We start from the raw sequence: 20,619 nt of genomic DNA, 5'->3' as shown, positions 1-20,619 counted from the left end.
GGGTGTGGGGTGTGGGGTGTGGGGTTTTACCGATTTTGAGGGGGTCAATTACCTAATTTTCAGGGAAAAAGTCCAGGGATTTTCCCCCCAATCACTCCAATGGTCGGCACTTTTTGAGGTCAAAAAAGTCTAAAAGCCTTATCCAACAAGGTTTTTAGATTTATTCAGCATACCCTACTTAGTTTGAAAGATATTTTGTACCATTTTTTTATCCAAACCCGCGGCAATTTTATCTAATTCTGCTATTTCCCCACTGTCTAAACTCCATCCTAAAGCCCCTAAATTATCCTCAGCTTGCCGAACATTTTTAGCTCCGGGGATAGGAATTGTTCCCTTACAGATACACCAATTTAATGCAACTTGGCTAATAGTTTTATTTTTAGCTTGGGCGATAACTTCTAGGCAACTTATCAGAGGCGAAATAGCGGGAATTAATTGACCAAAAAGGGTTCTTCGTTACTTGGTATGGTTCGATCAGGGGGCATAAATAGGCTAAATCCTTATCTGGCAAGAGACTTAATTGATTAGCTCGTTCTAGATTGAAAACAATTGGCAAAAATCGAAGCAATGTCTTTCTATATAAGGGTTTCATCCCTTATAACTCCCGTCCATTGCATAACACAAACCGAAGAACCCCAAAAAGGAAGCGACGTAATCCTGGGGGTAAGTTTTTATTATCTCGATATTTCCCCGTTAATAACCCCAAAGCTAAGGGACTATAGGCAATAATTTTAATGCCCAATTGATCACATAGTTCCTTTAATCCTAAGTCAGTGAGAGGATAGGTAGAAAGGAGAGAATACTGTACCTGTAAGCTGGTAATAGGAATGCCGCGACTGGCAAACTTTTGATAGGCAGACTTCAATCTTTTCGGTCCAAAATTGGATAAACCGACTCCTTTAACTAACCCCTTTTCCAGACAATCTCCCAATCCGTCTAATAATCCTCCCTCCTGCCATGGCGCATAATTGCCCGTTGACCAGTGCATTTGCACTAAATCCACTGGGCGGCCTAGTCTGGTTGCCGAAGCTTGACAAGCTTTCACCATGGCATGACGGGTTAAACGCCAAGGATAAGGGGCGAGTTTGGTAGCAATACGAATATGATCAGCGTTATAACCGCTATATTCCCCTGTAAAGCGTCCTAATAGCTTCTCACTCTGTCCGTTGAGTTTGCCTGTCCCGTAGGAGTCTCCCGTATCAAATAGGGTGACACCCCGCTCGACGCAGAGATTAAAAACCGCTTGTAACTGGCTATCCATACTCTCATCGTAACCCCAGAGAAGACGATTTCCCCAGGCCCAAGTACCGCAGCCCATGGGGGGAAGGGATAGAGTTTGATGTGTGACTGTCAAGGGATTCATGGGTCAGTTTCTCTGGGTTTTTTCTCAAGCTTTCAGCAAGATATTCTACTACTAAATCGACTTGGGTTTTTGTTTAACAAATAATCCCCGCAACCAATAGTAAAAACTATCGATATAAGTAAAGATTACTGGCACAACCACCAAAGTTAACAGGGTGGAAGTGGTAAAACCACCAATAACGGCAATCGCCATCGGTGCGCGAATTTCCCCATCTGCACCCAAAGCTAAAGCAATCGGTAACATCCCGGCAATTGTGGAAACGGAGGTCATAATAATTGGTCGTAAACGAGAGACTCCCGAATCAATCATCGCCTGAAATTGCGGTTTCCCTGCCTCAATGCCACTCAGGGCAAAATCGACTAACAGAATCGCATTTTTAGTGACTAATCCCATCAGTAAAACTATGCCAATTAAAGCGTATAAACCTAACTCTTTTTGGGTAATTAAAAGAGCGATTAAAGTACCACCAATCGATAAAGGAAGGGAAGTTAAAATCGCTAGGGGATAGAGAAAATTGTTATACAATAAGACCAGAATCCCATAGATAGAAATAATTGCTAAACTTAACGCCCCCAAAAAACGAGCAAAGATATCGCGCATAATGCGAGCATCACCAAAGGGTTCTTCTGTCACCTCTGGGGGTAAGTTTTTCATAGTTGGTAAAGCGCGAATTTGTGTCACCGCACTTCCCAAAGAAACTCCCTCTAAATTAGCTCCAATATTAACCTGACGTTGACGGTTAAAGCGTTGAATTTCCGCAGGTCCACTACCTAAGCTAATTGTCGCCACCGAGTTAAGCGGAACTAACGTCCCATTACTGCTAGGAACGCGCAAATTTTGCAGAGTTTCTATCTCACTGCGTCCATCGTTGGCAATTTTCACCCGGATGGGAATTTGTCGGTCAGCAAGGTTAAATTTAGCTAAATTAAACTCATTATCGCCGATTAAAGCTAAAGATGCAGTACGGGCGATCGCTCTGACCGAGACTCCCTGATCGGCAGCCCGGACGGGATCCGGTTGAATAATGAGCTCCGGTTTAACTAAACTTACCCCAGAACTGACCTCGACAAAACCGGGTAAAGCCCGCATTTCTCGCTCTAATTTTTGGGCAGTTTGGGTTAAAATATCGCCATTTTCACTTTTTAAAATAATAGCGACATCCTTAGTGCTTCCTGCTCCACCCTGCGCCCGAAAACTAACTCTAGCACCAGGTATCTTCTGGAAATCCAGGCGGGTTTGTTCCTCAAATTGCCGTTGAGTTAGCGATCGCTGTTCCTTAGGAACTAAATTAACATATATTAACCCCGTATTTACCCGTCCCGAATCTCCCGGAATAGCCAAAACATTAGCGACGGCGGTATTTTTTTGCAGTAAACTATTCACCTGATTGGCCACGGCAACAGTATCATTCAAAGTCGCACCGGGAGGCAATTCTAGGCTGATCGTACTTAATCCGGTATCCCCGGAACTAAATAATCCTTTCGGAATCAAGGGAACTAACTGTAAACTACCGATAAAAAAGGCCAAAGCCGCCAATAAAGTCAGGATTCGATGACGTAGGGACCAAGTTAACAAACTTTTGTAGGGACGAAAACGCGGGAGCGAGGAGGGATTACCATCACCGGTTTTCAGCTTTTTCGGCTGTAGAATATAGGCACTTAACATCGGGGTGACGGTGACAGCGATCAAACTGGAAAATAGGGTAGAAACCGCCACAGTAACGCCGAAAGGTTGAAAGAATTGGCCCGGCACACCGCCCATAAAAGCAACCGGCAGGAATACCGCTATAATTGCCGCCGCACTGGCTAAAACGGCTAATCCAATCTCTTTTGAGGCATCAAAGGCCGCTTGCAGGGGTTTTTTACCCATAGCTAAATGTTGATCGATGTCCTCCACCATACACACCGCATCATCCACCAGATTCCCCAAAGCTAAAGCTAAGGCCAGCAGGGTCATACCGTTAAGGGTATAATTTAGGGACTGCATCACCCAAAAAGTCGGGAAAATCGACAAAGGCAGGGCCAAACCCGTGATAATCGTGGCGCGCCAATTGCCTAAAAATAGACCCACCGTGATCACCGTCATCATACAACCAATCAGGAGATCGCTCAGAAGGCTTTCGTAACTAGCACGAATTGAGTCAGCACGGGTAAAAATTAATTGAAATTTAATATCTTCGGGCAGTTTTTTCTTTAAATTCTCGATTTCTTGGCGCACTGCTGTTTCTACCGTGACCAAGGTGCTGCCAGTCCCCCGTAAAATCGAAAAACCCACCACTGGCTGCCCATCTAAGAGGGCCATTTGTCGGGGATCGCTGGAACTATCCCTAACTGTCCCTAAATTGCTTAAGGGGACGGTATCACCGTTAGGTAAAGAGATTTGATAATTTCTTAAATCTTCGATCGTTTCAGCGCTGCCGAGGGTGCGGACAGTTTGTTCACTGCCGGCGATTTCCGAGCGCCCTCCGGGTAAATTAATATTAAAACTACGAATTTGGTCATTAACCGCCGTGGCCGTGATACCGTAGGCGATCAGACGACCGGGATCTAAATCTACACGCACTTCTCGATCGACTCCCCCAACGCGATCAACTCGTGCTACCCCCGGCACTCCCGTTAAAGCGCGGCCGATTTGACGATCGACTAGATCACTTAATTCGGCGATCGATCTTTTCGGGGAGGAGATGGTATAGTTCATCACCGCCCCCCCGGCAAATTCTAAACGTTGGACAATTGGATCATTAGCATCTTGGGGTAAATCCTGCCGAATTTGCGCTATGGCATTCCGCACATCATTGGTAGCGCGATCGCTGTTAGTGCCAAGGATAAAGTTAACGGTGGTGGTGCTGCTGCCTTCGTTGATGGTAGAAGTAATTTGATCGATATTACCCAAAGCAGCCACCGCATCCTCGACTTTTTTGGTGACTTGGGTTTCCAATTCCTCTGGACCTGCGCCGGGTTGATTAACGGTGATAATCACGGCCGGAATGTCAATATTAGGAGAGCGATCGATCCCTAATCCTAGAAAGGCAATGTATCCCATTAAGGCCATAACCAGGGAGATCAGGATCGTCGGAATGGGATTTTTGATAGACCAATTAGAAATATTAAAAGCCATAATTTCAGTTATCAGTTATCAGTTATCAGTTATCAGTGGGTAAGTTATCAGTTACCAGATGTGAGTTTTCAGTTACCGGTTATCAGTTATCAGTTTTTGGTTTTTGGTATTTTCTTGGCAGGTTTTTAGAATAGCCCAAAGCATTTTACCAATTTCCTCCGCATCATCATTGATACTTTGAAAGGCTCTTTCCTCTATGTAATTCGTGTCTTTCAATAGAGACAGCCAATACTTTGTTTCTAGACATTCCTTATAAGCTATTGACATTTTAGCTCGAAAATCAGCTTGAGAAATAGCTCCATTAGCCTCGGCAATGTTAGCCCCGATTGAAGTGCCACTCCTTAATAGCTGTTTTGACAAAACATATTCTTGTTTAGTCTCACACAAATATTTATAGCCTTTAACAATCCTAATGGCAAATTTATAAGCTTTATCATAAACTTTACTCTCCATCCGTTTGCCCCGCTACCGATCACTGATTACTGATTACTGTTTACTGATTACTGTTTACTGATCACTGATTACTGATCACTGATTGCTGTAATTTTGTCGCCATCACCGAGATAGGCTGCCCCTTTGACCACAATGCGATCGCCCGCTTGTAAACCGGTGAGAATTTCCACGCGATTATTCGGCATAATTTGACCTAATTGCACAGTTTTGGCGGTAACGGTGTTATCAGGTTCAACTAAATAAACTAGAGCTTGATTATCTTTTTGGGGTAAAACTGCGGTCATGGGGACGGTTAAACTGTTGCTAGTATTCGTCACGATCGCACCTCGTAAAAACATCCCCGGTTTTAACCCTGTATTGTCGGTTAAATCGACTTTAACCGTTGCTTGACGGGATGCCTCATCGACGATGGGATTAATTTCGCGCACCTGTCCCGATAGTTTCAGACTGGTATTAGCATCGGAAGTGATAGTAACGGGCGCTCCGACGCGGATTAAGGGCAATTGATTCTCAGGAACCCGCAATCTTAGCTCTAAACGGCCGTTTTCGATGATTTTAAAGAGAGCATTTTGACCGTTGGTGGTGTCCCCGATGCGGCCATTTCTTTCGGCAATTTTGCCACTGACCGGGGAAATCAGGCGCGTCTCGTTTAATTGGGCTTTAACAATGGCTAAACGGCTTTGAGCTTCCGCTAATTGGGCTGTAGCTTGGGCTATCACTTCAGGACGATTGCCTGCTTGCAATTGTGCCAGTTGCTGCTCTGCTTCTCCTAAACGGGATTGGGTCTGTTGTACGATCGCCGCTTGCTTTCTTTCTTCATTGAGGACTTCATCGAGACGATCCCGGGCGATCGCTCCTTCCGCTTCTAAACTTTGGTTTCTCTGGACGCGTTTTTTGGCCAAATCCCAATCCGATTGAGCTTGACTAATTTCGGCTTTTATGCGTTGAATAGTTTGTTTAGCTCCAGCGATCTCCTCTTTACGGCTACCCGCTTGCAATTCTGCCAAACGCGCCCGGGATTGGGCGACATTTGCCTGTGCTTGGGTTAATTGCGCTTGTAGGACGGTATCATCGAGACGAGCCAAAATTTGACCTTGGCTGACCCTATCCCCTTCATCCACAAAGATTTCTTTGATTTGTAGTCCCGTCGCTTGGGAAAGAATCGGGATTAATTCATCGGCTGCCACGCTTCCAGTCGCTTTCAGGGTGCGGGCCACGGGAGTAAATTCTACCCTAGTGGTGGTTACTGTTTGTGCTGGTGCTTCATTTTTTGCCGCTACGGGCTGAGTATTGGGGTTTTGGGCTGTTTGGGGTCGATTAGCGAAACGAGTCGCCCCCAGGGTCAATAAAACCCCCAATCCCACACCGATAAATAAACCCTTTCCTCCCGATAGCCAAGAGTTGGTTTTTGTCGGTTTTGGCGAGTATTCGGGTTCCTCTGGCTCAATTTCGGGTTTAAATGCGATAACTTCGGGAACTAGCGAATTATCGGCTGAATGCTGGTTATTTTCTAGGGTATCTGGCCGCACGGTCTGCCCTCTCGGTAGATTCTGGATAAAATGTTAAGTTTTGTATCCATTTATAATCTAACGGAAAAAGGTCACGGGTGGGGAAAGTGAGAAAGTGGACTTGCTGTAAAAATCCCAAATTGTCGTGGTTGGTGAGGATTCAGTAGGCAGTAGTCAGGAGACAGTAGGCAGTAGTCAGGAGACTCCGAGACAGGAGACAGTAGTCAGGAGACAGTAGGCAGTAGTCAGGAGACAGTAGGCAGTAGTCAGGAGACAGTAGTCAGGAGGCAGGAGACAGTAGTCAGGAGAATTAAGAATGAGTAATAATCAATTAAATGGTTTATTTAGAGATTTTATGCCAGTTAATCTGGCTCTCCCCTACTTGTGGTCATAAGAAAAAGTTATGAAAAAGTCAGAGATCCAAATTTTCTTGGCCCATGCCAGTGAGGACAAACCAGCAGTTTTGGCACTGTATGACCGCCTTAAGCAAGCGGGATATAAACCTTGGTTGGATAAAAAAGACCTGATTCCGGGTCAAATTTGGCGAGATGAAATTCCGAAAGCGATTAAAGCTAGTCAGATTTTTCTCGCCTGTCTGTCAGCGAAATCAGCTAATAAGCAGGGATACATCCAACGGGAGTTGAGGATTGCACTTGATACCTTGGGAGAGATGCTACCGGGGACAATTTTTTTTATTCCCATGAGGTTAGAAGAATGCGAAATTCCTGATCTGCGACTTGCAGAAGTTAGCTTGAATCTGCGAGATATTCACCGGCTTGATTATTGGGAAGAAGACGGATTTGAGCAACTAGAAAGAGCAATTGGCTATCAGTTCAAGCTTGAACCGGAAGAGCCAAAACAACTGTTATCAGTATTTAACTTTGAGGTGGTGGGAGTAAATGCGAAGGGTGAGCAAATTAGAAAAGAGTCGAAACAGTCCCAATATTTCAGGGAAGATCTGGGCAAAGGCATCACCTTAGAAATGGTCGCCATTCCGGGGGGAACTTTCCTGATGGGAACAGAAGATGAGGAAATCGAAAGACTGGTTAAAAAATTTAATTGGGAAGGATTTAGAAGGGAAAGACCACAACATGAAGTAACTGTCCCACCCTTCTTTATGGGTAAATACCCCATCACCCAGGCCCAGTGGAAAGCGATCGCCTCTCGCACGGATTTAAAAGTTAAACAAGACCTTGATTTCAAGCCAGCCTATTTTAAAGACCGTCCCGATAGCGATCGCCGTCCCGTGGAACAAGTCAACTGGTACGATGCGATCGAATTCTGTGCGAGATTATCAAAACTAACGGTTCGGGAATACCGACTACCGAGTGAAGCGGAATGGGAATACGCTTGTCGTGCTGGAACCACCACCCCGTTTTACTTTGGGGAAACCATTACGGGGGAATTGGCTAACTACAATGCCAGTAATACCTACGCCGATGAACCGAACGGAGAATATCGAAACGAAACAACTCGCGTGGGACAATTTCCCCCAAACGCCTTTGGACTGTACGATATGCACGGCAATGTCCGGGAGTGGTGCGCCGATACTTGGCACGATAACTATGACGGTGCGCCGACGGATGGCAGTGTCTGGATAGAAAATGGTAATGATAATCGTTCTCCTCTGCGGGGCGGTTCCTGGGGCTACAATCCTAATTACTGCCGTTCCGCGATTCGCTACGACTACTACTTCCGCCGCGTCAACCGCATCAACAATTACGGTTTTCGGGTAGCCTGCGTTTTCGGGAGAACTCTCTAACCCTTTTTCCTTTTTCCCCTTTTACCCTCATTCCCTATTTTTTCTTTTTTCTTTTCTTTCCCGCCCTTAGGCGGGTCGATTTTGTAGGGGCGAACTCGACCCATTTGGTCGATTTTTGCTTAACAATTGTCAAGGATTGTTAAGATGCGCTTACCCTGCACTTTTCCCCTAGTTCCCAAAACTAAACTCTAGGAATTTTTAGCCACTGCTAAAGAGGATGAAGTGAGGGCAGAAAAGAATTTAAGAGCATGGGTTGTTAGTCAACTAGCTGAAAATAATTAACTAGGGTTTGCTGAAAAAGTTTGTTGGTGGGGTTAGGAGTCAGGAGCCGGTCGTTAGGAGACAGGAGACAGGAGACAGGAGAATTAAGAATGAGTAATAATCAATTAAATGGTTTATTTAGAGATTTTCTGCCAGTTAATCCGCCTTTTTGACGTTTTTGAATCCTCAAAAATCAATTATGCGAGAGGTTTATTGTTACCCATCAAAAAAACAGGGAATCTCAACCGTTAAGTTAACACCAGTGAAGCCTTGCGCCCAAAATCCGAGGCTGTCAACATCAGTTAACTTTTATCAACGTCCAGACTAGACTTTCATGGGTTGGGAGTATCATCGAAGTATAAATACTTAGTGATGCCGATTCTCTAGGTTAAAAAATAGCCCCAGTCAAGGAGCGGAGGCGACCATGAATGACCTCTATGGCCAAGGCTTTGCGCCAGAAGACTATTTGCTTAACCCTTTAGATAGTCAAGCTTTGGAGTTAGTTTCCCCAGATTTTACCGAGGTGAATCTGCCGGAAACCGAAAGCGGTTGGCAGGAAATGCCGAATCAAGAGTATTGGAATTGGCAAAATGAGACTATGGAGGCCACTTTCAACTATCAACCTGATGAGTCTTGGCAAGATGTATCCCACTGCCATCAGGATTTTCATTATGAATCGCCAGAAGCTTTAATTAATGATATTACCCATCAAGAATTAGGGTTTACGGGGTTAGGAAATGTGCATTTGTTGGCAGATTTACAAACGGGGCCAACCTGTGGTTACGAAACCATGGAAAATATTGTCCAGTGTTTTCATCCCGACATTACGAATAATTTCTCAGACCAACTGCAAATAGACTATCCCGGTCGAGGAGGTGCTTTAAATCCTGAAGATTATCAAGAAATTTTGAGTTCTTATGATATCCCCTCCCATTGGGCAAGTTTTGACCATCAGGAATTGGCTAATGCTTTAGATGAGAATCGTCCCGTGGTTTTTGTCGGAGATGCCCACGATTTAGACCCGATTTCCTATCCCGATTCTCAATCTTGGCACGCGATTACTTTAACCGATGTTAGCCGAAATCTCGATGGTGACGTTATTGGTTATCAGGGGATTGATTCTAATTTTCCCTATGAGGAAAAGTTTTGGTCTTGTTCACAAATTGAACAGGCAAATGAGCAGTTGACCGGGGAGGTTTTAATTACCGATAAACCGGCGGAAGCTTGGCCGTTTAAAACTACTTGAGCAAAGTTGATCTGGGAGAGGAAATCTTATGACTGCTGAAATAATGGGATTTTATGTTGTTAATGGGGTTATCAATTTAATTAATAGTCAATTGGCGAGACAAGCAACGGAAAAACTGGAAGATAAGCGACAGGAATTTCAAAAATGGCAACAATTAAATAATCAGGAATTTCAGCGAGAGCAATTTGAAAAACAGAAGCAATTGCAGAAAGAACTTGCTGAAGATAACCGTCAAACTCAGTTAAAAGTAGCCCTAGAACAACGAAATACTGCCCGTCAAGTTGTTCAAGATCAGAAATTATTTCAAAACTGGCCTTTGAGAATTGTTCCCGATCAAATTTTGAATGCTAATCATGATGAGAATTTAATTTCTCTGAGAATAATTCCCGCACCTCCTGTTATCGATTTTGATCAATTTGGTGGCAACAACAAAAGTTTTCCTAATATTGAAACTGGTTTAGCGCAAGGATTACGGGAATTTTTTAATCAACATTATTCTTTTCAAAGTACCGAAAGACCGATCGAACTAATTGATGGTGGATGGGATAGTAAACGCTATCATGGTGGTGCGGCTATTATAGGTCTTTTTGCCTTATTAAAATCTGAACCCATGTTAATTTTAGAGTCCCAAATTGATGGGGATTATCTTCATCTTAATGTGGGCTATTGGGGAGAAGGACAGCAAAAATATTTTTATCAATCGATTATTTCTAATCTTCCCTATCGAGAAGTTGTCTATGAATCTGTTAAAATTAGAGCAAGACAATGGCGAGAAAAAAGAGAGCAACTGGCAAAACAATTAAATAAATCTTTGGAGGAAATTGATCGGCAATATGGGAGTGATAATGCCTTTAATTTGAAAATTTTACAAGACGAAGAAGCTCTCAAGAGTGCGGGAATCGATAGCAGTGATTTAGCGACTCAACCGTATAAAGTTACGGCTAAGGATTTTGAATATCTCTGTCAGTTTTTAGTCAAATGTCAATCACTGGTAGGCGGTTGGATTGCCGATATTCACTACCTAATTCATCACAATGTCCCGCCCATTTTGCCTAAGCTTATACCCGATTTAATGCGAGGTATTGATGATCCTAAGTTATTAAAGACTATCGTTTCTGGCTATCGTCAGGTTTATGAGGCTTTAGAAAATGAACGCCCCGCTTGGATGCCTGAATTAGCATTAGATTTAGCTGATAGTTTAACTGCTTTGCCTGATAAAAATTGGGCAAGAGAACAGCTAGATTATTCCGTTAAGTCTTGGTTGCGATTGCGGGGGATAAATCCTCCTAATAATTTAGAGCAAGCGATTAAAGCGATGAAACCTGTTGTTACCGTAGCAGATGAAGTGTATTTTAATAAATTACATCACTGTTTGGCAGAACTAGAAAGTCGTCAGCTTGCTACTCAAGTTAAAGGTTTATTGTCAGAACAATTGAGTGCTGAATCTTTTTACCAACGTAGCATTAAATTGCTGAATTCAGGTCAATTGCAAGAAGCTTTATCGAACCTTAATGCTGCGTTGGAACGTTATCCCAATCATTCTCAACTTAACCAACTCCGTCGTCAATTACCTAGTAATGCTCAATTTTTTGATTTTCAAGCTGTCACCGTCGATAGTCGAGGCAAGGAAGTCAAACGGGAAAAGAAACCAGCGCAGTATTTTACAGAAAACTTGGGCAATGATGTCACCCTGGAAATGGTCGCTATTCCAGCAGGACAATTCAAGATGGGTTCACCCGATGGACAAGGAAATGATAACGAACGTCCCCAACATCTAGTGACCGTTCCTGCCTTCTTTATGGGCAAATATCCCATCACTCAGGCCCAGTGGAAAGCAGTGGCCTCCCTGCCAAAAATTGAATGTGACCTTGACTTAAATCCTTCTAAGTTCTCTGGCAATAATCGCCCCGTTGAACAAGTCTCTTGGTACGCTGCAGTGGAATTCTGTATGCGACTCTCGAAAGCGACGGGACGAGACTATCGCCTCCCCTCGGAAGCGCAGTGGGAATATGCCTGTCGTGCAGGAACCACCACTCCCTTCTATTTCGGGGAAACCATCACCCCGGATTTAGCCAACTACGACGGCAATTCTATTTATGCTCAGGGACCCAAAGGTGTTTATCGTCAAGAAACCACCCCCGTTGGTAAATTTCCCCCCAACGCTTTCGGACTCTATGATATGCACGGAAATGTCTGGGAATGGTGCGCCGATACTGGGCACGATAACTATAAGGATGCGCCGACGGATGGCAGTGTCTGGATAGAAAATGGGGATGATAATCGTTCTCCTCTGCGGGGCGGTTCCTGGTACTTCTCTATTTATGCTCAGGGACCCAAAGGTGTTTATCGTCAAGAAACCACCCCCGTTGGTAAATTTCCCCCCAACGCTTTCGGACTCTATGATATGCACGGAAATGTCTGGGAATGGTGTGCCGATACTTGGCACGATAACTATAAGGATGCGCCGACGGATGGCAGTGTCTGGATAGAAAATGGGGATGATAATCGTTCTCCTCTGCGGGGCGGTTCCTGGTACTTCTATCCTTCTAACTGCCGTTCTGCTTACCGCAACGACCACGACCGCCGCGTCAACGTCAGCTCCGACCACGGTTTTCGGGTGGTGTGCGGTGCTGGGAGGACTCTGTAACCCTTTTCCCCTTTTTTTCCCTTTTTACCCTCATTCCCTATTTTTTCTTTTCTTTCCCGCCCTTAGGCGGGTCGATTTTGTAGGGGCGAACTCGACCCATTTGGTCGATTTTTGCTTAACAATTGTCAAGGATTGTTAAGATGCGCTTACCCTGCACTTTTCCCCTAGTTCCCAAAACTAAACTCTAGGAATTTTTAGCCACTGCTAAAGAGGATGAAGTGAGGGCAGAAAAGAATTTAACTTAGTGTCAACAGACTTGCAAAAATTAGGTGGGCAATGCCCACCCTAATCTTAGGATGGCGGTTTGTAGGTAGAAGCAACGGATAATTCCTTTAATTGCTTCGCTGCCACTGTTGAAGGTGCAGAAGTGAGTAAACAACTAGCTTGCTGGGTTTTCGGGAAAGCAATCACATCGCGAATCGATTCTTCTCCCGCTAACAACATCACCAAGCGATCTAAACCGTAGGCGATGCCACCGTGGGGAGGGGTTCCGTATTCAAAAGCTTCTAACAAAAAGCCGAATTTATTATAGGCTTCCTCTGGGGATAGACCGATGGTGGCGAAGACTTTTTCCTGTACTTCCCGTTGATAGATCCGCAAACTGCCGCCACCGATTTCAATACCATTAAAAATCATATCGTAGGCTAGGGCGCGAGCCTGGGCTAGATCCTCTAAATCTTCGGGATTAGGGGCAGTAAAGGGGTGATGCAATGCTTCGAGGCGTTTTTCCTCGGCGTTGTATTCAAACATCGGGAAATCCGTCACCCAGAGGAGGTTGATTTTCTCCGGATCAATTAATCCCAATTGTTCCCCTAAAACTAGGCGTAGGCGGGATAGGGATTTATTGACTGTATCGGTATCTCCCGCCCCAAATAAGAGCAGATGCCCCGGTTTTGCGCCAGTCTTCTCGATTAAAGCCTGTTTTTGTGCCTCTGTCAGGTTATCTTTAATCGCACCGATGGTATCAAAATCGTAGTCCTCGCGCACGCGGATATAGGCAATTCCCTTCGCCCCCGCATCGGTGGCTTCTTTGAATAAATCCCCACCCGGTTTGATTCTGACGTTAGAAATCGCCTCGTTACCGTTGGGAATCGGTAAAACTTTCACCGTCCCACCACTAGCGATCGCACCTGAAAACACCTTAAATCCCGAATCGGCAAAAATCTCCGCCACATTGACCAATTCCAAGCCAAAACGGGTATCGGGGCGATCGATCCCATAGCGATCCATAGCCTCAGCATAGGTTAAACGGGGCAGGGGCAGGCTTATATCGATATTTTTGACTTTTTTGAAGATATGAGCGATTAAAGCCTCATTTAGGGCTAAAATCTCAGGTAAAGAGAGAAAACTCATCTCCATATCCAACTGAGTAAATTCCGGTTGACGATCAGCGCGCAGATCTTCATCGCGGAAACAGCGGGCGATTTGATAGTAGCGATCCATTCCCGACACCATTAATAATTGCTTAAATAGTTGCGGTGATTGGGGTAAAGCGTACCATTGGCCAGGGTTGACACGGGAAGGAACCAGATAATCCCGCGCCCCTTCGGGAGTCGATCGAGTTAAAATTGGCGTTTCCACTTCGATAAAATGCTGTTCATCTTCGAGAAAACGGCGCATTTCCTTGACAACTTGGTGACGTAGTTGTAAATTCTGACTCATACGCTCCCGGCGTAGGTCTAGATAGCGGTATCGCAAGCGCACATCTTCCCGGACCGATTCACTTTCGGAACTGGAGACGACAAAAGGCAGTTGTTTAGTAACCCCGTTGAGAATCTCGATGCTAGTGGCGTAAATTTCGATTTCTCCGGTGGCAATGCGCGGGTTAAGGGATTCGGTAGGCCTTTGACTGACTGTTCCCGTCACCTTGAGGACATACTCGTTTCTGACGGTTTCAGCAATGGGATAGGAAGCGGGGGTTCGTTGGGGATCACTGACGATCTGGACAATACCACTGCGATCCCGTAGATCGATAAAAATAACGCCACCGTGATCGCGACGACGATCGACCCAACCGAAGAGGGTGACACTTTTTTCAATTTCGATCGCGCTAAGGTCGCCACAGTAGTGAGTTCGCATAGTCTAACTAGAGAATTACTTATATTACGAATGTAGTATAGAAAGGATGTGGCCAGAAAAAAATCAGACGGCCTTGTTCATTATGCCGGTATTTTGTCGCTCTTGTCCCCTTGTTTAGGGTATTTTTATGGTTTCCTAAGTAGCTGGTTTTAATTAAATTGAAGATAGATTTTGGGTTCGATCCCCCCTGCCCCCCCTTGATAAGGGGGGATCGGCACATCCTTAATCCCTCCTGAATAAGAGGGCATCTGACAATTTTTAACACCTACCTACTTAGTCCTCAGCTATCGGCTTTTCGCGGATCGGCTATAATCAACAAGGCTGATCTAGCAGTTACCGATTGTGAACGATTAAAATCATGAATTGCTTAGAAAAAAAAATGGTGCAACTGTTAAGAGAACTCAGGGAAGATCACCATGTTTCGGGGGTAAAAGCGGAATTCGAGACGGAAGGAACCCGATTGACGGAAGCGATGCGGTTGAAAGAAATTAGTCTGAAAGCGGGGGTAGATTTTAATCTGAAAATCGCCGGTTGCGAAGCGATCAGAGATATCTTTGATGGGGTTAATTTAGGAGTCGATCGCTTGATTGCTCCCATGGTAGAAACAGCCTACGCTTTACAAAAATATCTGCGGGCAGCCAGGAGGGTTTTAGCTGACCAAGGGGTGGAAGATGTGGAGCTATTAGTTAATATCGAAACGATTACAGCCTGTGAGAATTTTCAGGAAATGTTGGCGATTCCAGAGATAAAATCTCTCCATGGTATCGTCATCGGACGGATGGATTTAGCCTGTTCTTTGGGATTAACCCGTCAGGATGTGAATAGCGAGCAAGTTTTGGCTCTGGCTTTACCTTTGGCAAAAAAAGCTAAGGCTGCCGGTTTGACTGTTGCCATTGGGGGTGGGGTGTCACTGCATTCTTTACCGTTTTTCAAAATGTTCTGCCAAGGACATTTTGACCGCTTCGAGACGCGCAAAGTTATCTTTGATTGTCCCCAAGCTTTGGATAATTTCAGTTTAGCTTTGCCAAAGGCGATCGAGTTTGAATTACTCTGGCTAGAGAATAAAAAAAATTATTATGGTGCTATTGTCCGTGAAGATGACCGGCGTTTAGAAATCCTCCATAATTTACTTTTTGGTTAAAGATACTGGTCCCTTGATTGATCGTGCAAAACCTAGACATATCCAATCAATCTGACAAATAAAAGGTAGGACTGGCTGAATAAATCTAAAAACCTTGTTGGATCAGATTTTTAGGCTTTTCTGAAATCCAAAAGTGCCAGGGATTGGAGTGAGCGCGGGGAAAATTCCTGGACTTTTTCCCTGAAAATTAGGTAATTGACCACCTGAAAATGGGTAAAACCCTACACCCCACACCCTACACCCCACACCCTGCCCCCAAGAAAAACTTTTTCAGCAAGCCCTATATAGGAGTGATCAATCTTTGTGTCCTCTGTGTCTCTGTGGTTCCTTCCACACCCCCGCCCCCACCAACAAACTTTTTGCCGCAAACCCTAGATAGTTAACAGTTTCCCACCCCCAGTAGCTAATCTGGAGACTTTTCTCGCAGCATATCTGGTACATTTTGTCAAAAAAACTTTTTCGTTTTAACATAAGTACACATATTTTTGGCAAAAGATCTTTTTCGTCAAAGGAGCAATTGGCAAGTTTTTACCAGGGACTAATTAGTAATCCTAGACGTGGTAAGGGTTTCAAGGCACAAGGACTAAAAATGCACAGAGTAACCCAATTCTTAGATTTTAGCAGCGGGCTGTAACTATTGCAATCTCGTTGACAAATAGGAATTTTTCTCAATTATTTTTTAAGAAAAGTAAAGATGAAGGAATGTAAATTTAAATCTTCTCAAGTATATTGGGATTTTGATAAATTTTGCTTATATAAATTAGCCCTTAGCATTCAGTTTCTTATCGCAGTTATCTTATTGGTGAAGTACAAAGTTGTTGTTTTGGCAAGTCTCCGAGCAAGGAGAAGATACCAAATCCAGTTAAGTAGGTAGTCGTTAAAAATTATCAGATGCCCCCCTTATTAAGGGGGGATTAAGGGGGGATCCCCCCGCCTATCGGCACCCCCCTTATCAAGGGGGGCAGGGGGGATCTGAGGCAAAATCTATCTTCAATTTAATTATAACTACTTACTTATAATTCATGTTTAGGAGAAACCCGATATTTTTCAGTGTAATTAGTCAATTTCCTTTTTATTATCAATCTAGCTGACGGCTGACGGCTAATAGCTTTCTTTTTCCTCTGTCACCAGAGTAATACCTGTCCATTCTCCCTTCTCGTTATAAGAACGAATTAAGCGCTGTCTTTGAGTAGGAGAAAGTAACCAACCCACCTCTAAAACAAAACGATGACCGGCAGTAATTTTCAGAGGTGTATTACAGGAGGCTCCATCGGGCAGCAGCAGGATTTGAATCGGCAGCGGACTATTTTCAAACAACAATCTTTGTCCCTCAATACGAGCGCTAGAAGTAATTTGACTATCGCCAAAAGTCAAAGTTTGCGAGAGATAATTATCCCCCTGACGCTCGATCGATACATGGGTAGAATAGGCAGGAGAATTATAAAAATCGCGTCCCGTTGTCACCGCCTGTCCTCGCCATTGACCCAGTAATTGCTCCACCGATAACATCGGTCTTTCTGGTGACTGAGAATCCACTAACTTTTCCCGAATTAAAGTCAAGCGATCGAACTCACAGCGCTCATTAAATAACTGTACGATTCTTAATCGTCTTTCTCCAGAGATTAACCCAAATTCTGCCCCGAATTGTGAGGAAAAACTACTAAAATATAGAGAACCTTGGCAAAAAGCTCCCGTCTGGCTAAATAGAATACCCTGATGGAGAGAACTATACTCTAAAATCAAATCTTCTGGCACTCGATCGCTGTAGAGACGGCGGACCAATTGACGAATTGATCGATTATTATTAACGCCTTGCAAAGATACCAAAGTCGGGGTATCTTCGATCAGATCGCCTTGGGGAGACAGACGGGTAAAAGAACCTTGCCATTGACCGAGATTTTTTAGTAAACATTCCCACTGGGAGAGCATAATAATTGAAGTAATTGGGGGAAATAGGAAAAAATACATGGGAACAATTCGATTAATGCACGCCAAACTCCATCGAGTGCGCGTCAGCGAGGCTAACGTCGATTATGTCGGCAGTATCACTATCGATCGAGAATTGATTGAGCGGGTCGGTATTTTGCCCCTTGAAGAGGTGGATGTGGTCAATCTTAGCAATGGTAAGCGCTTTTCCACCTACGTTTTTCCCGGCCACACCGGGGAAATTTGCCCCAACGGTGGTGCGGCTCTGCTCTGTCAACCAGGAGATATTTTGATTATCTATGCCTACGAACAACGTCCGAGGCAAGAAGTTCTCGAAAAGGGTCATTTTGCTAAAGTTCTCGTCGCTGATGCCGAAAATCGCTGTCAGCAATTTTTTGAACAGAGCCTAATTCCCCGGGGTGATGGTCGGGGAGTGGAATTTTCTAGCCAAGAATGCTGATTCTTGTCCTCAATTTGTTAACTTTCCCGTCATAATAAGAATAAGTAATGTAAATTTTCTTAGAATCAGCCCCCATGCGTGTAATTCTCATGACCGGTAAAGGAGGCGTGGGTAAAACCTCCGTCGCCGCCGCTACAGGACTCCGCTGCGCCGAACTTGGCTATAAAACCCTAGTTCTCAGCACCGATCCCGCTCACTCTCTCGCTGACAGTTTCGATCTCGAATTAGGTCACGATCCTCGTTTGGTACGTCCCCATCTTTGGGGGGCAGAATTAGACGCACTAATGGAATTGGAAGGCAACTGGGGCGCAGTAAAACGTTACATTACTCAGGTATTGCAAGCTAGGGGTTTAGATGGAGTGCAAGCGGAAGAATTAGCGATTTTACCCGGAATGGATGAGATTTTCGGCTTAGTTCGCATGAAACGCCACTACGATGAGGGTACTTATGATGTGTTGATTATCGATTCCGCACCCACGGGTACAGCCTTACGATTGCTGAGTTTGCCAGAAGTGGGCGGTTGGTACATGAGAAGATTTTACAAACCTTTACAGGGAATGTCGGTGGCATTGCGACCACTGGTGGAACCCTTTTTTCGACCGATCGCCGGTTTTTCCCTACCGGACAAGGAAGTTATGGACGCTCCCTACGAGTTTTATGAGCAGATCGAGGCTTTAGAAAAGGTTTTGACCGATAATACTCAAACCTCGGTACGTTTGGTGACAAACCCCGAAAAAATGGTGATTAAGGAGTCTTTACGCGCCCATGCCTACCTAAGTCTCTATAATGTTTCCACCGATTTGATTATTGCTAATCGGATTATTCCCGACAAAGTAACCGATCCTTTCTTTGCTCGTTGGAAAGAAAATCAACAGGGTTATAAACAGGAAATTTACGATAATTTTCATCCCTTACCGGTTAAGGAAGTTCCTCTCTACTCGGAAGAAATGTGTGGTTTACCCGCTTTGGAAAGACTGAAAGAAACTCTTTTTGCTGGGGAAGATCCGACTAAGGTTTATTACCAAGAAAACACCATTCGGGTAGTTCAACAGGAAAATCATTACAGTCTGGAATTATATTTACCCGGCATACCCAAGGAACAAATACAGCTAAATAAAACTGGAGACGAGTTAAATATTCGCATCGGTAATCACCGTCGTAATTTAGTCTTACCCCAAGCTTTAGCAGCCCTGAAACCTTCCGGAGCAAAAATGGAAGATGATTACCTGAAAATCTCTTTTAGCAACGTGGTGAAAGTGTAATTTTCCTAGATTGGGTGGGGAAGTGGGAAGTGGGGAAGTGGGGAAGTGGGGAATTTCAACTAAAACCCTAAAACCCTAAAACCCCATCACCAGACAATTGACTTTTTCAACAAACCTTACCGATGATTTTCCCAGAAAAATCAAGAGAGCCATCTTTTTTCTAACCATGCCAGGACACTTTTAACATCCGCCACTTTTTCTCCTTCAGGTACAGGTGGACGTTGCACCATGACCACGGTTATTCCCAACTCTCTAGCGGCGATAATTTTGGCGTAAGTGGCATCACCGCCGCTATTTTTACTCACGATCGCCCCAATCTTATATTCTTGCAAAAGAGAGCGCTCTGACTGCAAAGAAAAAGGACCCCGTTCCAACAATAATTTTCCAACCGGTACGATGGCATCCGCTGCCGGTGGGTCAATCATCCGCATCAAAAACCAGATATTGTTTAGATGTGCATAACTGGCCAGTTCTTGCCGACCAATAGTGAGAAATATCCGCGGTGCTAACCCGGGTAAAATATTCGCCGCCGCTTGATTGTTTTCTACTTCAATCCAATTATCTCCAGATACTTTTTCCCAAGCTGGACGACTTAACATTAATCGAGGAATACCACAATCCGAGGCGGCTTGAGCGGCATTAAAGGAAATTTGTGCGGCAAAGGGATGGGTGGCATCAATTAAACAATCAATGCCTTCTTGGCGCAGATAATTGGCTAACCCGGCGGCACCACCAAACCCCCCCCGGCGAGAAGGAGTTGTGAGAGTAATCGGTTCTCTCGTGCGACCTGCCAAAGAAGCGATGGCATCTATGCCCGGAATTGCCGCAATTTTAGCCGCTAATGCCGCCGCTTCCCCCGTTCCCCCTAAAATCAGCACTCTTTTATTTTTAGTCATCGAGCAATTGCCAAAAGGTTAACTAGGGTTTGCTGAATAAATCTAAAAACCTTGTTGGATAAGACTTTTAGACCTTTTTGAAATCCAAAAGTGCCTGGCATGGGAGTGATCAGGGGGAAATTCAGGTACTTTTTCCCTGAAAATTAGGTAATTGACCCCCTCAAAATCGGTAAAACCCCACACCCCACACCCTACACCCTACACCCTACACCCTGCTTCTAGGAAAAACTTTTTCAGCAGACCCTAACTAATTTTCCATCTTCCTATCTTGCCTTGCAAAGGAAGAAGATTGAGCGGTTAGCTTCTAGCCTGAAGAAACTCTCTACTCGCGCTTAGAAATTAGTTGAAGGGAAACATCTGATCGGTTGATTGGGTTGGTTGGTGGCAAAATTTTGCCGGGGTTTTCAACCCAAATTTTCGATCAAGGTGAAGTATAATCTGACTGAGAATCGTCTCCTGTCTCTCCTATCCCCAAACCGAAAACATTATACCTCACCA

13 protein-coding genes and 5 pseudogenes are annotated in these 20,619 nt (G+C 44.5%); 8 read left to right on the top strand and 10 right to left on the bottom strand.

The genetic code is table 11. The features are described from left to right. Positions 1 to 174: 174 nt before the first annotated feature. The 6 genes and pseudogenes from MAE_RS30020 to MAE_RS16145 all read right to left on the bottom strand — a co-directional run. A pseudogene (locus tag MAE_RS30020) lies at positions 175 to 447 on the bottom strand (aldo/keto reductase); the annotation flags it as partial. Then, a complete protein-coding gene (locus MAE_RS30015; protein WP_162467766.1) occupies positions 380 to 556 on the bottom strand; it encodes a hypothetical protein in 177 nt (58 codons plus the stop codon). The pseudogene MAE_RS30020 and the gene MAE_RS30015, both read right to left, overlap by 68 nt. Before the next feature lie 87 nt (positions 557 to 643). Continuing rightward, a pseudogene (locus tag MAE_RS16160) lies at positions 644 to 1,363 on the bottom strand (aldo/keto reductase); the annotation flags it as partial. 51 nt (positions 1,364 to 1,414) lie between these two features. After that, positions 1,415 to 4,480 (bottom strand): efflux RND transporter permease subunit, encoded by a 3,066-nt coding sequence (locus MAE_RS16155; protein ID WP_012266539.1) that lies wholly within the window; start codon positions 4,478 to 4,480, stop codon positions 1,415 to 1,417. A gap of 72 nt (positions 4,481 to 4,552) precedes the next feature. Then, the gene (locus MAE_RS16150; protein WP_012266538.1) at positions 4,553 to 4,933 is read right to left on the bottom strand and encodes a four helix bundle protein; all 381 of its coding nucleotides are present in this window, start codon (positions 4,931 to 4,933) and stop codon (positions 4,553 to 4,555) included. Positions 4,934 to 5,001: 68 nt separating this feature from the next. Continuing rightward, complete coding sequence (locus tag MAE_RS16145; protein ID WP_041804162.1) at positions 5,002 to 6,462, bottom strand: efflux RND transporter periplasmic adaptor subunit; 1,461 nt, start codon at positions 6,460 to 6,462, stop codon at positions 5,002 to 5,004. Between the two features lie 382 nt (positions 6,463 to 6,844). Between MAE_RS16145 and MAE_RS16140 the strand changes: the two genes are divergently transcribed. The 5 genes and pseudogenes from MAE_RS16140 to MAE_RS36145 all read left to right on the top strand — a co-directional run. Beyond that, complete coding sequence (locus MAE_RS16140; RefSeq protein WP_012266536.1) at positions 6,845 to 8,203, top strand: SUMF1/EgtB/PvdO family nonheme iron enzyme; 1,359 nt, start codon at positions 6,845 to 6,847, stop codon at positions 8,201 to 8,203. Between the two features lie 159 nt (positions 8,204 to 8,362). Next, positions 8,363 to 8,485, top strand: a pseudogene (locus tag MAE_RS36150) (Uma2 family endonuclease); the annotation flags it as partial. Positions 8,486 to 8,888: 403 nt separating this feature from the next. Further along, positions 8,889 to 9,710 (top strand): hypothetical protein, encoded by an 822-nt coding sequence (locus tag MAE_RS16135; protein ID WP_012266534.1) that lies wholly within the window; start codon positions 8,889 to 8,891, stop codon positions 9,708 to 9,710. A 28-nt stretch (positions 9,711 to 9,738) separates the two neighbouring features. Beyond that, positions 9,739 to 12,357: a formylglycine-generating enzyme family protein gene (locus MAE_RS16130; protein WP_148204761.1), complete on the top strand. Its 2,619-nt coding sequence runs from the start codon at positions 9,739 to 9,741 to the stop codon at positions 12,355 to 12,357. 155 nt (positions 12,358 to 12,512) lie between these two features. Further along, positions 12,513 to 12,602, top strand: a pseudogene (locus tag MAE_RS36145) (Uma2 family endonuclease); the annotation flags it as partial. Between the two features lie 46 nt (positions 12,603 to 12,648). Here the strand turns inward: MAE_RS36145 and aspS are convergent. Then, positions 12,649 to 14,436 carry an aspartate--tRNA ligase gene (aspS, locus tag MAE_RS16125; protein WP_012266532.1) on the bottom strand — a complete coding sequence of 596 codons (1,788 nt, stop codon included), beginning with the start codon at positions 14,434 to 14,436 and terminating at the stop codon, positions 12,649 to 12,651. 358 nt (positions 14,437 to 14,794) lie between these two features. Here aspS and MAE_RS16120 point away from each other — a divergent pair, with 358 nt between their 5' ends. Continuing rightward, positions 14,795 to 15,577, top strand: a complete 783-nt coding sequence (locus MAE_RS16120) for an aldolase/citrate lyase family protein (RefSeq protein ID WP_012266530.1) — start codon at positions 14,795 to 14,797, stop codon at positions 15,575 to 15,577. A gap of 110 nt (positions 15,578 to 15,687) precedes the next feature. Here MAE_RS16120 and MAE_RS35165 read toward each other — a convergent pair. Beyond that, positions 15,688 to 15,876 (bottom strand): annotated as a pseudogene (locus tag MAE_RS35165) (hypothetical protein). 802 nt (positions 15,877 to 16,678) lie between these two features. Further along, positions 16,679 to 17,506, bottom strand: a complete 828-nt coding sequence (locus MAE_RS16115) for a DUF3598 family protein (RefSeq protein WP_012266526.1) — start codon at positions 17,504 to 17,506, stop codon at positions 16,679 to 16,681. A gap of 37 nt (positions 17,507 to 17,543) precedes the next feature. Between MAE_RS16115 and panD the strand changes: the two genes are divergently transcribed. Further along, positions 17,544 to 17,963 (top strand): aspartate 1-decarboxylase, encoded by a 420-nt coding sequence (gene panD / locus MAE_RS16110; RefSeq protein WP_012266525.1) that lies wholly within the window; start codon positions 17,544 to 17,546, stop codon positions 17,961 to 17,963. A 74-nt stretch (positions 17,964 to 18,037) separates the two neighbouring features. Next, a complete protein-coding gene (locus MAE_RS16105) occupies positions 18,038 to 19,225 on the top strand; it encodes a TRC40/GET3/ArsA family transport-energizing ATPase (RefSeq protein ID WP_002758246.1) in 1,188 nt (395 codons plus the stop codon). A gap of 140 nt (positions 19,226 to 19,365) precedes the next feature. On the opposite strand, the gene MAE_RS16100 is transcribed toward MAE_RS16105, so the two are convergent. Further along, on the bottom strand, positions 19,366 to 20,121 hold the full coding sequence (locus MAE_RS16100; RefSeq protein WP_002799522.1) for a cobalt-precorrin-6A reductase: 756 nt from the start codon (positions 20,119 to 20,121) through the stop codon (positions 19,366 to 19,368). Between the last annotated feature and the right edge of the window lie 498 nt (positions 20,122 to 20,619).

It is taken from the genome of Microcystis aeruginosa NIES-843, from assembly GCF_000010625.1.
Taxonomy (GTDB): Bacteria; Cyanobacteriota; Cyanobacteriia; order Cyanobacteriales; family Microcystaceae; genus Microcystis; species Microcystis aeruginosa.
The sequence above is the reverse complement of the archived record's forward strand: the minus strand, read 5'-3'. Positions and strand labels throughout refer to the sequence as shown.

Coding starts and splice junctions, on each gene's coding strand:
- MAE_RS16155 (WP_012266539.1), bottom strand. CDS start 4,480: ATGGCTTTTAATATTTCTAATTGGTCTATCAAAAATCCCATTCCGACG.
- MAE_RS16140 (WP_012266536.1), top strand. CDS start 6,845: ATGAAAAAGTCAGAGATCCAAATTTTCTTGGCCCATGCCAGTGAGGAC.
- MAE_RS16135 (WP_012266534.1), top strand. CDS start 8,889: ATGAATGACCTCTATGGCCAAGGCTTTGCGCCAGAAGACTATTTGCTT.
- MAE_RS16105 (WP_002758246.1), top strand. CDS start 18,038: ATGCGTGTAATTCTCATGACCGGTAAAGGAGGCGTGGGTAAAACCTCC.
- MAE_RS16150 (WP_012266538.1), bottom strand. CDS start 4,933: ATGGAGAGTAAAGTTTATGATAAAGCTTATAAATTTGCCATTAGGATT.
- MAE_RS16115 (WP_012266526.1), bottom strand. CDS start 17,506: ATGCTCTCCCAGTGGGAATGTTTACTAAAAAATCTCGGTCAATGGCAA.
- MAE_RS16100 (WP_002799522.1), bottom strand. CDS start 20,121: ATGACTAAAAATAAAAGAGTGCTGATTTTAGGGGGAACGGGGGAAGCG.
- MAE_RS16130 (WP_148204761.1), top strand. CDS start 9,739: ATGACTGCTGAAATAATGGGATTTTATGTTGTTAATGGGGTTATCAAT.
- panD (WP_012266525.1), top strand. CDS start 17,544: ATGGGAACAATTCGATTAATGCACGCCAAACTCCATCGAGTGCGCGTC.
- MAE_RS16120 (WP_012266530.1), top strand. CDS start 14,795: ATGAATTGCTTAGAAAAAAAAATGGTGCAACTGTTAAGAGAACTCAGG.
- aspS (WP_012266532.1), bottom strand. CDS start 14,436: ATGCGAACTCACTACTGTGGCGACCTTAGCGCGATCGAAATTGAAAAA.